The sequence below is a fragment of the Rodentibacter myodis genome, assembly GCF_001999305.1.
GTDB classification, from domain to species: domain Bacteria; phylum Pseudomonadota; class Gammaproteobacteria; order Enterobacterales; family Pasteurellaceae; genus Rodentibacter; species Rodentibacter myodis.
Genome location: NZ_MLHQ01000001.1, coordinates 35,555 through 49,303 on the forward strand (window position 1 = coordinate 35,555; position 13,749 = coordinate 49,303).

General features: G+C 43.1%; 13 protein-coding genes and 1 other RNA gene. 5 read left to right on the plus strand and 9 right to left on the minus strand.

Features of this window, described 5'->3' with window-relative positions; all coding sequences use genetic code 11:
- Nucleotides 1-197: 197 nt before the first annotated feature.
- Complete coding sequence (locus BKL49_RS00155; RefSeq protein WP_077422629.1) at nt 198-1,445, plus strand: NupC/NupG family nucleoside CNT transporter; 1,248 nt, start codon at nt 198-200, stop codon at nt 1,443-1,445.
- An 84-nt stretch (nt 1,446-1,529) separates the two neighbouring features.
- On the plus strand, nt 1,530-2,249 hold the full coding sequence (gene deoD / locus BKL49_RS00160) for a purine-nucleoside phosphorylase (RefSeq protein WP_077422630.1): 720 nt from the start codon (nt 1,530-1,532) through the stop codon (nt 2,247-2,249).
- A gap of 70 nt (nt 2,250-2,319) precedes the next feature.
- Here deoD and clpB read toward each other — a convergent pair whose 3' ends face one another.
- The 6 genes from clpB to BKL49_RS00190 form a co-directional block, all read right to left on the minus strand.
- On the minus strand, nt 2,320-4,890 hold the full coding sequence (gene clpB, locus BKL49_RS00165) for an ATP-dependent chaperone ClpB (protein WP_077422631.1): 2,571 nt from the start codon (nt 4,888-4,890) through the stop codon (nt 2,320-2,322).
- Nucleotides 4,891-5,031: 141 nt separating this feature from the next.
- Nucleotides 5,032-5,598 (minus strand): 5-formyltetrahydrofolate cyclo-ligase, encoded by a 567-nt coding sequence (locus BKL49_RS00170; RefSeq protein ID WP_077422632.1) that lies wholly within the window; start codon nt 5,596-5,598, stop codon nt 5,032-5,034.
- 14 nt (nt 5,599-5,612) lie between these two features.
- A non-coding RNA gene (gene ssrS / locus BKL49_RS00175) (6S RNA) lies at nt 5,613-5,819 on the minus strand.
- An 83-nt stretch (nt 5,820-5,902) separates the two neighbouring features.
- Nucleotides 5,903-6,292 carry a type II toxin-antitoxin system VapC family toxin gene (locus BKL49_RS00180; protein WP_077422633.1) on the minus strand — a complete coding sequence of 130 codons (390 nt, stop codon included), beginning with the start codon at nt 6,290-6,292 and terminating at the stop codon, nt 5,903-5,905.
- The gene (locus BKL49_RS00185; RefSeq protein ID WP_077422634.1) at nt 6,289-6,537 is read right to left on the minus strand and encodes an antitoxin; all 249 of its coding nucleotides are present in this window, start codon (nt 6,535-6,537) and stop codon (nt 6,289-6,291) included. The genes BKL49_RS00180 and BKL49_RS00185 overlap by 4 nt, the downstream gene beginning before the upstream one ends.
- A gap of 121 nt (nt 6,538-6,658) precedes the next feature.
- On the minus strand, nt 6,659-6,955 hold the full coding sequence (locus tag BKL49_RS00190) for a cell division protein ZapA (protein ID WP_077422635.1): 297 nt from the start codon (nt 6,953-6,955) through the stop codon (nt 6,659-6,661).
- 159 nt (nt 6,956-7,114) lie between these two features.
- On the opposite strand from BKL49_RS00190, the gene polA reads away from it, so the two are divergent.
- The 3 genes from polA to BKL49_RS00205 all read left to right on the plus strand — a co-directional run bounded on the left by polA (nt 7,115) and on the right by BKL49_RS00205 (nt 11,633).
- Nucleotides 7,115-9,907, plus strand: a complete 2,793-nt coding sequence (polA, locus tag BKL49_RS00195; RefSeq protein WP_077422636.1) for a DNA polymerase I — start codon at nt 7,115-7,117, stop codon at nt 9,905-9,907.
- Between the two features lie 15 nt (nt 9,908-9,922).
- Nucleotides 9,923-10,240: a cupin domain-containing protein gene (locus BKL49_RS00200; protein WP_077422637.1), complete on the plus strand. Its 318-nt coding sequence runs from the start codon at nt 9,923-9,925 to the stop codon at nt 10,238-10,240.
- 88 nt (nt 10,241-10,328) lie between these two features.
- Nucleotides 10,329-11,633, plus strand: a complete 1,305-nt coding sequence (locus tag BKL49_RS00205) for an L-cysteine desulfidase family protein (protein ID WP_077422638.1) — start codon at nt 10,329-10,331, stop codon at nt 11,631-11,633.
- A 124-nt stretch (nt 11,634-11,757) separates the two neighbouring features.
- Here BKL49_RS00205 and napF read toward each other — a convergent pair whose 3' ends face one another.
- Genes napF through BKL49_RS00220 form a run of 3 tightly spaced genes read right to left on the minus strand, consistent with a single transcriptional unit; the run spans nt 11,758 to nt 13,748 of the window.
- A complete protein-coding gene (gene napF / locus BKL49_RS00210; protein ID WP_077422639.1) occupies nt 11,758-12,261 on the minus strand; it encodes a ferredoxin-type protein NapF in 504 nt (167 codons plus the stop codon).
- On the minus strand, nt 12,261-12,872 hold the full coding sequence (gene dmsD, locus BKL49_RS00215) for a Tat proofreading chaperone DmsD (RefSeq protein WP_077422640.1): 612 nt from the start codon (nt 12,870-12,872) through the stop codon (nt 12,261-12,263). The genes napF and dmsD overlap by 1 nt, the downstream gene beginning before the upstream one ends.
- 36 nt (nt 12,873-12,908) lie before the next feature.
- The gene (locus BKL49_RS00220) at nt 12,909-13,748 is read right to left on the minus strand and encodes a dimethyl sulfoxide reductase anchor subunit family protein (RefSeq protein ID WP_077422641.1); all 840 of its coding nucleotides are present in this window, start codon (nt 13,746-13,748) and stop codon (nt 12,909-12,911) included.
- Nucleotide 13,749: the final 1 nt, after the last annotated feature.

The following is a 13,749-nucleotide window of genomic DNA, read 5'->3' on the forward strand; positions in this document are numbered from 1 at the left end:
AAACAAGGAAAATTGATAAGCCTTCCCGATATTATGCCGTTGTTCGCTTATTCCCCAGAAAAAATGTGGTTTAGATCACATATTGATAATTTATTCGACCGTTGTATTACTTTTTTAAGAAAAAGTTCACACAATTTCATAAAAAACCAGTAGAATGACGCCGATTTTTATCTTTAACGATGTTGAGGTGTAATGATATGGGTGTTTTAATGAGCATTTTGGGTATGGCAGTGCTGATTGCCATTGCATTTTTACTGTCAAATAATCGCCGTGCGATTAACTGGCGAACCGTATTAGGGGCGTTTGCAATCCAAATTGGATTTGCCGCCCTTATTTTATATGTACCGACAGGACAAAAAGCATTAGGCGCAACGGCTGATGCGGTGGCAAATGTCATCGCTTACGGGAACGAGGGGATTAATTTCGTCTTCGGTGGACTTGCCGATCCGAGCAATGCCGGTTTTATTTTTGCGGTAAAAGTCCTTCCTATCATCGTTTTCTTCTCTGGTTTGATTTCAGTGCTTTACTATTTAGGCATTATGCAAGTGGTGATTAGAATCATTGGTGGCGCATTGCAAAAAGTATTAGGCACATCAAAAGCCGAATCGATGTCTGCGGCGGCAAATATTTTCGTGGGACAAACAGAAGCCCCCTTGGTGGTAAAACCTTACGTGAGCCGTATGACGGAATCCGAACTTTTCGCCATTATGGTGGGCGGTACGGCATCGATTGCAGGCTCTGTAATGGCAGGCTATGCCGGAATGGGTGTGCCATTGACTTACTTAATTGCCGCCTCATTTATGGCGGCACCGGCAGGCTTATTATTTGCCAAAATTCTTTATCCTCAAACACAACAATTCATTGATAGCCAACCTGAAGCCGATGATGCCGAAAAACCTTCTAATGTATTAGAAGCGATGGCAACCGGTGCAAGTTCCGGTATGCAATTGGCATTAAACGTGGGCGCAATGCTTATTGCCTTTGTGGCATTAATCGCATTAATTAACGGTATTTTAGGCGGTATCGGTGGTTGGTTTGATTATAGTGATTTAACCTTGCAATCTATCTTTGGTTGGGTTTTCAAACCGCTTGCTTATTTAATCGGTGTTTCTTGGGAAGAATCTGGTATTGCAGGTCAAATGATTGGGATGAAATTGGCGGTAAACGAGTTTGTTGGTTATCTTGAATTTGCTAAATATCTGCAACCGGATTCCGCTGTTGTGTTAACCGAAAAAACCAAAGCGATTATTACCTTCGCACTTTGCGGTTTCGCCAATTTCAGCTCTATCGCTATCTTAATTGGCGGTTTAGGCGGTATGGCACCAAATCGCCGCAGCGATATTGCCCGTTTAGGTTTGCGAGCCATAGTGGCAGGCACACTTGCCAATTTGATGAGTGCAACGATTGCCGGTCTTTTCATTGGATTAAGTGGCGCAGTGCTTTAAAAGTGCGGTCAATTTCCAAGCTATTTTTGCACCACGGTTACACGTGGTGCGTTTATTTTAAATCAATCAAAAGAGGTAAATATAATGACTCCACATATTAACGCGCCTGAAGGTGCATTTGCCGATACCGTATTAATGCCGGGTGATCCGCTTCGCGCAAAATATATCGCCGAAACCTTCTTGGAAGATGTGAAAGAAGTGACTAATGTACGTAATATGCTTGGTTTCACCGGTACTTACAAAGGACGTAAAATCTCAGTAATGGGACACGGAATGGGGATTCCGTCTTGCTCAATTTATACCAAAGAATTAATCACTGAATATGGCGTGAAAAAAATTATCCGCGTGGGTTCTTGCGGTGCGGTGAGAATGGACGTAAAACTGCGTGATGTGGTGATCGGCTTAGGTGCTTGTACCGATTCCAAAGTAAACCGCATTCGTTTTAAAGACAACGATTTTGCCGCAATCGCTGATTTTGGATTAACCGGTGCAGCGGTTGAAGCGGCAAAACAAAAAGGTATCAACGTAAAAGTGGGTAACCTTTTCTCTGCCGATTTATTCTACACTCCGGATGTAGAAATGTTTGATGTAATGGAAAAATACGGCATTCTTGGCGTGGAAATGGAAGCCGCCGGTATTTATGGCGTTGCCGCTGAATTTGGCGCACGTGCCTTGACGATCTGTACCGTTTCCGACCATATTCGCACCCACGAACAAACCAGTCCGGAAGAACGTCAATTAACCTTTAATGAAATGATTGAAATTGCCTTAGAAAGCGTATTAATTGATGATAAAAATGCGTAATCGCAATATTCGGCTATAAAAAAGTGCGGTTAAATTTAACCGCACTTTCTTCTTTAAATGTTAAGCCAATCTATTGTTTGGCAATCACATTTCCTTCCACATAATCTACCGTTACCACACTGCTTGGCAGTAATTTTCCGGAAAGAATTTGTTGTGCCAACGGATTTTCGATTTCCTGTTGAATTGTCCGTTTTAACGGACGTGCGCCATAAATTGGGTCATAGCCGACTTCGCCGATGAAATCGATTAAGGCTTCGCTGAATACGATTTCATAACCACGGGTTTCCATACGTTTTGCCAAGCGAGCCAGTTGAATGCTTGCAATGGCGCGAATATTTTCTTTGGCGAGTGGATGGAATACCACGGTTTCATCAATACGGTTGATAAATTCCGGGCGGAAATGTTGGCTTACTACCGACATCACCATTTCTTTCATTTCATCATAACTGTTGCTTTGATGTTCTTGGATTAAATGTGAACCCAAGTTAGAGGTCATAATCACCACGGTATTGCGGAAATCCACGGTTCTGCCTTGACCATCCGTCAAACGACCGTCATCCAATACTTGTAATAAAATATTGAACACATCGGCGTGGGCTTTTTCCACTTCATCTAGCAAAATGACGGAATAAGGTCGGCGGCGAACGGCTTCGGTTAAATATCCCCCTTCTTCATAGCCCACATAGCCCGGAGGCGCACCCACAAGACGGGAAACGCTGTGTTTTTCCATAAATTCCGACATATCAATACGCACCATTGCATCTTCACTGTCGAACAAGAATTTCGCCAAAGTTTTGCACAATTCTGTTTTCCCCACACCGGTTGGCCCAAGGAATAAGAAAGAACCAATCGGACGGTTTGGATCGGAAAGCCCTGCACGACTACGGCGAATGGCATTTGCTACCGCATCAACCGCTTCATTCTGACCAATCACACGTTTGTGCAATTCTTCTTCCATTCGTAACAATTTTTCTTTTTCGCCTTCCATCATTTTGGAAACCGGAATGCCCGTGGCTTTAGAAAGTACTTCGGCAATTTCTTCATCGGTTACACGATAGCGCAATAAGGTCATTTCTTTGCCTTCACTGGTTTCCGCTTGGGCAAGTTGTTTTTCCAATTCAGGAATGCGACCGTATTGCAATTCAGACATTTTATTCAAATCACCGGCTCTGCGGGCTTGTTCCATTTCGGTTTTCGCCGCATCCAGTTCCTGTTTAATATGTTGCGAGCCGGAAAGGGCGGCTTTTTCCGATTTCCATACTTCTTCTAATTCCGCATATTCCCGTTCTTTGTCGGAAAGCTCTTTTTCTAACATTTCCAAACGTTTGCGGCTTGCTTCGTCTTCTTCTTTTTTGAGTGCCTGTTGTTCCAATTTTAATTGGATAATACGGCGTTCAAGACGATCGAGCGGCTCTGGTTTGGAATCAATTTCCATCCGAATGCTGGACGCAGCCTCATCAATTAAGTCAATTGCTTTATCCGGTAATTGACGATCGGAAATATAACGATGGGAAAGCGTTGCAGCCGCCACAATCGCCGGATCGGTAATATCAACGTGGTGATGAATTTCATAACGCTCTTTTAAACCACGCAAAATCGCAATGGTATCTTCCACGCTTGGTTCATCCACAAAGACTTTTTGGAAACGGCGTTCAAGTGCGGCGTCTTTTTCAATATATTGACGATATTCATCAAGCGTGGTTGCCCCCACGCAGTGCAATTCACCACGTGCCAAACTTGGTTTTAATAAATTGCCGGCATCCATTGCACCATCGGTTTTGCCTGCGCCTACCATTGTGTGAATTTCATCAATGAATAAAATCACACGACCTTCTTCTTTCGCCAGTTCATTTAATACCGCTTTCAAGCGTTCTTCAAATTCACCACGATATTTTGCACCGGCAATTAATGCCCCCATATCCAAAGAAAGCACCCGTTTATTTTTCAATCCTTCCGGCACTTCGCCATTTACAATACGTTGAGCCAAACCTTCCACAATGGCGGTTTTCCCGACACCCGGTTCACCAATCAGCACCGGATTGTTTTTCGTACGGCGTTGTAAAACCTGAATGGCTCGGCGGATTTCTTCATCACGTCCGATAACCGGATCAAGTTTTCCATTTTCGGCGCGCGCGGTTAAATCAATGGTATATTTTTCAAGGGCTTGTCTGCTTTCTTCTGCATTTTGATCGTTCACGTTTTGTCCTCCTCGAATATGTTGAATTGCCTGCTCAATTTGTGCTTTTTTCGCACCGCATTTGGTTAACACATCGTTTAACGTGCCACGTTCTTCCAATGCCGCAAGCAAAAATAATTCGCTTGAAATAAATTTATCTTGTTTTTGTTGGGCGAGTTTATCGCATAAGTTCAATAAGTTAACCAACTGACGGGAAAGTTGCACATCGCCGCCATTGCCGGAAACCTGTGGTAATTTGTTCAGTTCATTGTTTAATTCATTACGCAACAGCGCAACATTTACTCCACCGGCAGTTAAAATTGGGGCGATTGAGCCGTCTTGTTGATTTAAAAGTGCGGTCAATAAATGCACCGGTTCAATAAATTGATTATCTTTGCCAAGGGCGAGGGATTGGGCTTCGCTCAAAGCTTGTTGAAATTTTGTGGTAAATTTTTCTATATTCATTGCTTTTCCTTACTTTGTTATTCGTTATGGCTTTTGCCGTTCACGCCAAGTAAGTAAGTAAGTAAGATCATTTGGAGGGATTTCAAGAGGAAAAATGAAATATTTTGATTTTATCTATCAAATTTTGTCAGATGATAGGTTTTACCCAATCAAAATGTCAAATAAGGGGACATCCCAGTGTTCAATCGGCAAGTTTTCAAGCTGTTGGCAAGCGTGGGCTAGCCCGATAGGAATGAAGGATTTTTCCTGCCAATTTTGCAACGTGCGATCATAAAAACCCCCGCCCATACCAAGACGGTTGCCCTGTTTATCAAACGCAACCAAAGGCGTGAATAGAATATCCAATTTATTTAGCGGCAACACATTTTGCACATTGAGCTTGGGCTGCCAAATACCAAACCGATTTTGTACCAACGGTGTATCCGGCAAATAACGCAGAAACAACAAATGATGTTTTGCAAAAGGGTGTAATACCGGCAAAAACACATTCTTATTTTGTTGCCAAAGGGCTTTTATTAATGCACCTGTAGAAATTTCACCGTCAAAGGAAAAATATAAAGCAATATTTTGTGCTTGATATTGTTCGATTAGATTTAAGGCTTGAATGGTGATGGATTGTTCCGCTTGCTGTTGCTGAAGTGCGGTCAAATTTGCCCGTGTTTTGCGAACTTGCTGACGAATTTGTTGGCGTTGTTGCTGAATATTCATAGAAATGAGCGAAGAAGGGACCCGGAGTGCCGTTGCGGGTGGTAGTCCTTGAACCCGATGGTTCAAGGAAATCGATAAGGTCATTTTTAGGTTTCTTAATTCCTTTATTTTTCATAAGAACAATAAAGGCAAAGCCTACACACCAATGACGGGAAACCGATTTATAAGATTTTAAGTATCGGCTCAGGGACATAACCCACTGGCGAACACCCCAGGAAATTTTTATGGTGGCTATACTAGCGGAATTGACTCGCTTTGACCAGTCTTTATTTTAGATATTTTATTAACGACTTTTTAGCAAGATTTATAACCAATCTTCAAATTTTAAATCGGGTACTCTTTCAAATTCTTTCACATTATGTGTAATTAAAATGAAATCGTGTGCAATGGCTTGCCCTGCAATCATCGTGTCGTAAGGGCCGATGGGTAACCCCACCTTAGATAAATGCGCACGAATTTTCCCAGCTTCCATTGCCGAAAGGTGATCAAAAGGAATTTCTTCAAAAATCAATTTATCTAATTTAGCCAGATTTTCCTTTACCTTTTGGCTTTTATTTGCACCGTAATACAGCTCAAACATCACAATACTTGAAACCACAAAATCATTCGGTGAATGTTGTTTTAAACGGGCAATAAAATTTGGGTGATGATTCAATAAAGCGATGACTGCATTTGTATCCAATAAGTATTTCATTTAAATACCGCCCAATCACGCGTTTGATTTTGCTCGGTGCGTAGTTCATTTACCGCTTTTTCTAAACTAGGATCCGGATCGCCCAATTCATCCAGCCAAGACCAATCATCGGGAATGGATTCAATCACGACTTTATTGCCTTGTTTTGTTAAACGAACTTCTTTCCCCACAAAACGAAATTCTTTTGGTAAACGTAATGCTTGTGAGTTGCCGGTCCAAAAAAGTTTTGCGATAGCGACTTCCATTTCTTACCCTTTCAATAAATACATATTAAAAGTATATACAAAATAAAATTGAGTGACAATTAAGTCGGTAATATCAAAATAAAAAAAACGGCTGAAAAATCAGCCGCACTTTTTAATTAGCTTATCCTTTTGCTTGTCGAATACTCTCCAACGAATGATCCAACTGCTGAATTCTGGTTTTCAGCACATCTTCAATTTGGGCATTTTTGTTTTTTTCTTGGGTTAATTCAAAACTTAAATTCAAGGCAACGATGGAAAGCACACGATCAAGCTGAATCAAACCGGTTTTTTCTTTCATTTCGGAAACCAACGCATCTAAATTTCGAGCCGCCTGACGCAACGCCTCCTCTTGTTCTTGAGGCACATTTAAACGTAAGACTTGCCCTAATACGACAATTTCAACCGATTTTAATGACATTGTATTTCCTTTGTATTTCCATTTTGAATGGGCGGCATTATGCCATAGCCAAGTTTTTTCGTCATATACTTTAGGGTTAATTGGCGAGCTTTTATCCGTTCGCACCCCTTTCTAATTTACGCTATAATGCGGCAATTTTTCCCTTCAAACGAGATTTATATGGCACAAATTGCAGCAAATCCACTGGTGTTAGTGGACGGTTCTTCTTATTTATATCGCGCATTTCACGCTTTTCCCCCTTTAACCAATTCCGCAGGCGAACCTACCGGTGCAATGTACGGCGTGTTGAATATGCTTAAAAGCCTGATTTCACAGGTACAACCCAGCCATATTGCCGTGGTATTTGATGCCAAAGGGAAAACCTTCCGCGATGAAATGTTTGAGCAATATAAATCTCATCGCCCCCCAATGCCGGATGATCTACGTAAACAAATTCAACCGCTACACGATATTATTCGTGCGCTCGGTATTCCGCTTTTATCGGTAGAAGGTGTGGAAGCGGACGATGTGATTGGCACACTCGCCGTACAGGCTTCCCGAGCGGGTAAAAAAGTGCTGATCAGCACCGGTGATAAGGATATGGCACAGTTGGTTGATGACAACATTATGCTTATCAACACAATGAATAATACCTTGTTAGATCGTGAAGGGGTGATTGAAAAATACGGCATTCCGCCGGAACTCATTATTGATTACCTTGCCTTAATGGGCGACAGTGCCGATAACATTCCCGGTGTGGCAGGCGTGGGCGAAAAAACGGCTTTAGGGCTTTTACAAGGTATCGGCAGTATGGCGGAAATTTATGCCAACCTTGAAAAAGTGGCGGAATTGCCGATTCGGGGGGCAAAAAAATTGGGCGATAAATTGCTTGCGGAAAAACCAATGGCGGATTTGTCCTATGCCCTTGCCACCATTAAAACGGATGTCGCACTCAGCATTACGCCGGAAGAATTATTACTCGGTGAAAGCCAAAATGATCGGCTCACCGAATATTTTGGGCGTTATGAATTTAAACGTTGGTTAAATGAGGTGATGAACGGTGCGGATTCCATCACGCAAACCACCGAACAAGCGGTAAAAATGAGTGGTTATCAGGCAACACCGAGCAACACAAGTGCGGTTGAAAATCCCCCTGAAATTCACATTGATCGCAGTCAATACGAAACCTTATTGACCGAAACGGATCTCCAACGTTGGATTGAAAAACTTTCGCAAGCTCCATTATTCGCCTTGGATACAGAAACCGACAATCTGGATTATATGGCGGCAAATTTAGTCGGACTTTCTTTTGCTTTAGAAAATGGTGAAGCCGCCTACCTTCCGCTGCAATTAGATTATCTCGGTGCGCCAAAAACCTTAGAAAAAACGACCGCACTTTCAGCCTTAAAACCGATTTTAGAAAATGCCAATATCAAAAAAGTGGGACAAAATATCAAATATGATCTCACCATTTTGGCACGCCACGGTATTGAGGTGCAGGGTGTCGCCTTTGATACAATGCTTGAATCTTATGTATTAAATAGCACCGGTCGCCATAATATGGATGACCTTGCCAAACGCTATTTAGGACATCAAACCATCAGCTTTGAAGACATCGCCGGTAAAGGCAAAAATCAACTCACCTTCAATCAAATTCCATTGGAACAGGCTGCCGAATATGCGGCGGAAGATGCCGATGTCACGATGAAATTGCAGCAAACCTTATGGGCAAAATTGCAAGAAACACCAAGCCTTGCAACACTTTTTGAAGAAATGGAATTACCCTTGTTAAGCGTACTTTCCCGAATGGAACGCACCGGCGTATTGATTGACAGTGATGCACTCTTTCTACAATCAAACGAAATTGCCGCCAGATTGACCGCACTTGAACAGCAAGCCTACGAATTGGCAGGGCAAACTTTCAACCTTGCCTCAACAAAACAATTACAAGAGATTTTATTTGATAAACTCGGCTTGCCGGTGCTGCAAAAAACACCGAAAGGCGCACCTTCCACCAATGAAGAAGTATTAGAAGAACTGGCTTATAGCCACGCATTACCCAAAGTATTGGTGGAACACCGTGGATTGAGCAAGCTGAAATCCACCTACACCGATAAGCTGCCACAAATGGTCAATGCCGAAACAGGGCGGGTGCATACCTCATATCATCAAGCCGTGACTGCCACGGGGCGTTTATCTTCCAGCGATCCAAATTTGCAGAATATTCCGATTCGTCACGACGAAGGTCGCCGTATCCGCCAAGCTTTTATTGCACGTGAGGGCTATTCCATCGTTGCGGCGGACTACTCTCAAATCGAACTCCGCATTATGGCGCATTTGTCGGAAGATCAGGGCTTAATTAATGCCTTCACGCAAGGACAGGATATTCACCGTGCAACTGCGGCAGAAATTTTTGGCGTACCGCCCGATGAAGTAACAAGCGAGCAACGCCGCAATGCCAAAGCCATTAACTTCGGTTTAATTTATGGAATGTCCGCTTTCGGGCTTTCACGCCAACTGGGTATTCCCCGCCCTGACGCGCAAAAATATATGGATTTATATTTCCAACGCTACCCCGGTGTACAAACCTTTATGAGCAATATTCGTGAAAAAGCCAAAGCACAGGGCTATGTGGAAACCTTATTTGGTCGCCGCTTGTATTTGCCGGACATTAACTCAAGCAATGCAATGCGCCGTAAAGGGGCGGAACGTGTGGCAATCAACGCACCAATGCAAGGGACGGCTGCCGATATTATTAAACGTGCGATGATTAAATTAGATGAATTGGTACGCAACGATCCCGATATTGAAATGATTATGCAGGTTCACGATGAATTGGTGTTTGAAGTGCGGTCGGAAAAAGTTGAGTTTTATCGCTCACAGATCAAACAATATATGGAAGCCGCCGCAAATCTTGTCGTGCCATTAATCGTGGAAGTGGGCGTAGGAAAAAATTGGGACGAGGCGCATTAAGGTTAAGGAAATAATATGACACACAAAATCATTCGCAGTGCAGATTTCACCGCAGCCCGTGCATGGGGCGCTTTAGATATCACCGAAATGAACGGTATCAGCGTACGTTTGCATTGGACGAACGCACCTTACAAATGGCACATTAATGACGGCGAGGAAGTGTTTGTCGTGATGAACGGCAAGGTGGAAATGCACTATAAAGAACAGGGTGAAACCAAAAGCGTGTTATTGGAAACCGGCGACATTTTCTACGCAGGCATCGGCACCGAACATATTGCTCACCCACAGGGCGAAGCACGAATTTTAGTGATTGAAAAGGCGGGCAGTGTTTAACCTATAAAGACAAAAAGTGCGGTTAAAAAATATTGAAAATTTCAACCGCACTTTACAAGAAAAACAACCATAATTTGAGACCATTTTTATGATTGAAAACAGATTGGAACACATTGAAAACCCATTAATTGCCATCGTTAAACGTGATGTCGTACCGGCATTAGGCTGCACCGAACCTATCTCTCTTGCCCTTGCTTCCGCAACCGCCGCAAAATATTTAGGCAAAATTCCAACAAAAATTAAAGCCAAAGTCTCTCCCAATTTAATGAAAAACGGCTTGGGTGTCGCCGTGCCGGGGACGGGAATGGTCGGGCTACCCATTGCTGCCGCGGTGGGGGCATTGGGAGGTGATCCTGAGGGGGGCTTGGAAGTATTGAAACATATCACGCTGGAACAAGTCGCCAATGCAAAAGCAATGTTGGAGAACAAATTGGTTTTTGTGGATATTCATCCAACGGAGCATATTTTGTATTCTGAAGCCATACTTTTTGCCGAGAATGATTGGGTGAAAGTCATTATTCAAGATCAACATACCAATGTCATTTTGATTGAAAAAAACGGCGAAATATTATTTGAGAAAGCGCAGAATGAATGTGTTGATGGCGATCCCTATGATATTTTCAAACAAGTTACCGCACGCGAGATTTTCGATTTTTCCTGCCAAGTAGCATTAGACAAAATTCGTTTTATTGGGCAGGCGGCAGAACTCAACCGCGCACTTTCTAATGAAGGGCTACGTACCGATTATGGCTTACATATTGGCAGAACCTTGCGTAAACAGGTTGGCAGCGGTTTAATTTCTGATGATTTACTGAGCAAAATTATGATTGAAACCACCGCCGCTTCCGATGCCCGAATGGGCGGTGCAACCTTGCCTGCAATGAGCAATTCCGGCTCGGGCAACCAAGGCATTGCGGCAACAATGCCGGTGGTCGTGGTGGCGGATTTCTTAAAGGTTGATGAAGAAAAACGCCTGCGTGCCTTATTTTTATCCCATTTAGTGGCAATTTATATTCACAGCAAATTACCCAAATTATCTGCCCTTTGTGCCGTGACCACCGCCGCAATGGGAAGTTGTGCCGGCGTTGCCTATTTGCTTACCGGCAAGTTTGAAACCGTCAGTATGGGAATTTGCAGTATGATCGGCGATATTAGCGGCATTATTTGCGATGGCGCGGCAAACAGTTGCGCAATGAAAGTCTCCACCAGTGTCGCCAGTGGTTATAAATCCGTGCTGATGGCAATGGACGAAACCCACGTTACCGGCAACGAAGGCATTGTTGAACACGACCTCGACCGCACCATTGACAACCTCTGTTCCATTGCCTCAAAAAGTATGCAGCACATTGATCGCCAAGTGATTGAAATTATGGTGAGCAAGCCTTGTCCATAATGGTGTTTCAAGTGCGGTCAAAATTTATCGTATTTTTTATATAAAATAACACCACAAAATCAGAATAACGTGATTCGTAAGGGCGTCAAGTTTGGCGTCCTTAATATTTAAGAGCTTCAATATTTCATTTTAATGTGATGGCATTAGCAAAACAGGCTATTTTGCATTCCCCACAACCATTGCATACTTCACTATTCACCGTTAATGTTGGCGAAATGGCTTGTTGTGGGCAGGAAGTTTGACAGTCGGTGCAGGGTTGGTGTTGTTTGATTAAACAATCAGAAGAAAATTGTGGGCGGAGAAAGGTATCTGCCGCAAAACTTGGGTGTAATGCTTTTGTTGGGCAGGCTTTGGCACATTTTCCGCAGAAATCACAAGAGGCATAATCAATTTCAAGCACGGCTTGATGTTGTGCTAATCGAATTAATCCATTGGGACAGGCAGAAACACATTCACCGCAGCCATTACAGGCGACATCAAATAAATCTTTCCGTGCGGCAAAAGGGGGAAGCGTTCGATGAAATTTATCCTCAACCAATTCCCCCGCAGCGAACAAACTGCGAAATAAACCGCGGCGGGAGATTTGATGATGACTTAAATAAGCCTGATAGTAAGCCTCGTTTTTCATTATCGGTAAAACTTCATTTTCGGCACATCAATATGCAATGTACTTTTCCAGTATTCCAACACTTGTTCGGTGAGTATCGCCAATCCTTGATAGAAAGGGGCATTTTCAACTTCGGTTAGCAAGGTTAGAAAATGCAACGCCCAAGTTAAAAAATGTTCACGCAGAAATTCCACCACCAAGTGCGGTCGATTTTCCGCAAGATAAGCGGCGAGCAGCAGCATTAAACCGATGTGATCTTCCGGCTCGTCTTGTTGTGATTGAAACGCAATTTGATGTCGATGAAGAAAATCACGCAAAGCAAGTAACGAATTGCCAAAAATCACAGATTCAGGATCAAGATAAACCGATCCCCAAGGCGGTGTGGGGAGTGCATTTGGCCCAATAAATAAACGTTGATATTGTTCGCCGAGATCTTGATTTAAGCCCTGTTCAATAAGTGCGGTCATTTTTTCACGTGTTTTTTCATCAAACGTTATTTCCCAATCCTGCGTCCAATTCCGTTGACGAAAGAAGTTTAAAATTCCCTCAAGGCGGGGATCATTCGGTTCATAATAAAAAGCCGCCCCGAGTAAACGCCCGTAAAGGGAAATTTGTTCAAAAAGATCTTGCATAAATTCTCCGTAAAATTAACCGCACTTTTCGCCTATTTAAGCCCCAATCGCCATACCCAATGTCATATGTAAACCATAGAACAACACACGCCCAATGCCTTCAGCGAGTAATGTGAAAATCACGGCAAGACCAAGCAATCCCACATTTTTGGTGCGAAAAAGGATAAATGCGGCAATCGCCAATAAACAGAGGCGAATGGCGGTCATCACGGCATAGTCCGGTACGAGTGCGGCGGCGTTTTGAATAGCACTATGAATATTGTGCAAGCCGAATGCCTGATACACCGCAAGGATTGCGACACACAGCAATGCGAGGGTGAATAAAGTCGGCACGAAAGAGAGTGAATATTCACGTTGTTTGTTTGGGATTAGCAAGGCATAGGCTAAGGATAATCCCCCCAATACAACGGTGAGATAAAACGACCAAGAGGTGAAAGCGGTATTCCAAGTGGGAACGCTTTCAAGGTGATAAACCTGATCCATCACATACATAAATACAATGCCGAAAAGTGCGGTCAATATTCGCCACAAATTGCCAAGTGTGGCAGGCATTTTTCCCATTATGGCGATGAGCCAATAGAAGCCTGCAAGGGCGAAGAAAATTGCACCGGTGGCAATCTCGTTACTGATCATTGATTCACCAATCCGATTAAGGGCGTTAAATGCACGCATTGGCGAACCTAAGTGCATTGCCGAGGCGATAAAGCCCAAGCCCAAAAATGCTAAAATCACAAACATTGCTTTATGGATATAATTTCGGCTTTTTTCATTTGTCGTACCGGCTAATACCAGTGAAAAAACAAGCCACGAGCCAACCGCACTTTGTGCCAATACGGTAAAAAAGACTAATGGAAGTTCGTGTAATCCTGCGTTCATT

Excerpts from the sequence above, each read along its gene's own strand:
- BKL49_RS00155 (WP_077422629.1), top strand. The coding sequence starts at position 198 with ATGGGTGTTTTAATGAGCATTTTGGGTATGGCAGTGCTGATTGCCATT.
- deoD (WP_077422630.1), top strand. The coding sequence starts at position 1,530 with ATGACTCCACATATTAACGCGCCTGAAGGTGCATTTGCCGATACCGTA.
- clpB (WP_077422631.1), bottom strand. The coding sequence starts at position 4,890 with ATGAATATAGAAAAATTTACCACAAAATTTCAACAAGCTTTGAGCGAA.
- BKL49_RS00170 (WP_077422632.1), bottom strand. The coding sequence starts at position 5,598 with ATGAATATTCAGCAACAACGCCAACAAATTCGTCAGCAAGTTCGCAAA.
- BKL49_RS00180 (WP_077422633.1), bottom strand. The coding sequence starts at position 6,292 with ATGAAATACTTATTGGATACAAATGCAGTCATCGCTTTATTGAATCAT.
- BKL49_RS00185 (WP_077422634.1), bottom strand. The coding sequence starts at position 6,537 with ATGGAAGTCGCTATCGCAAAACTTTTTTGGACCGGCAACTCACAAGCA.
- BKL49_RS00190 (WP_077422635.1), bottom strand. The coding sequence starts at position 6,955 with ATGTCATTAAAATCGGTTGAAATTGTCGTATTAGGGCAAGTCTTACGT.
- polA (WP_077422636.1), top strand. The coding sequence starts at position 7,115 with ATGGCACAAATTGCAGCAAATCCACTGGTGTTAGTGGACGGTTCTTCT.
- BKL49_RS00200 (WP_077422637.1), top strand. The coding sequence starts at position 9,923 with ATGACACACAAAATCATTCGCAGTGCAGATTTCACCGCAGCCCGTGCA.
- BKL49_RS00205 (WP_077422638.1), top strand. The coding sequence starts at position 10,329 with ATGATTGAAAACAGATTGGAACACATTGAAAACCCATTAATTGCCATC.
- napF (WP_077422639.1), bottom strand. The coding sequence starts at position 12,261 with ATGAAAAACGAGGCTTACTATCAGGCTTATTTAAGTCATCATCAAATC.
- dmsD (WP_077422640.1), bottom strand. The coding sequence starts at position 12,872 with ATGCAAGATCTTTTTGAACAAATTTCCCTTTACGGGCGTTTACTCGGG.
- BKL49_RS00220 (WP_077422641.1), bottom strand. The coding sequence starts at position 13,748 with ATGAACGCAGGATTACACGAACTTCCATTAGTCTTTTTTACCGTATTG.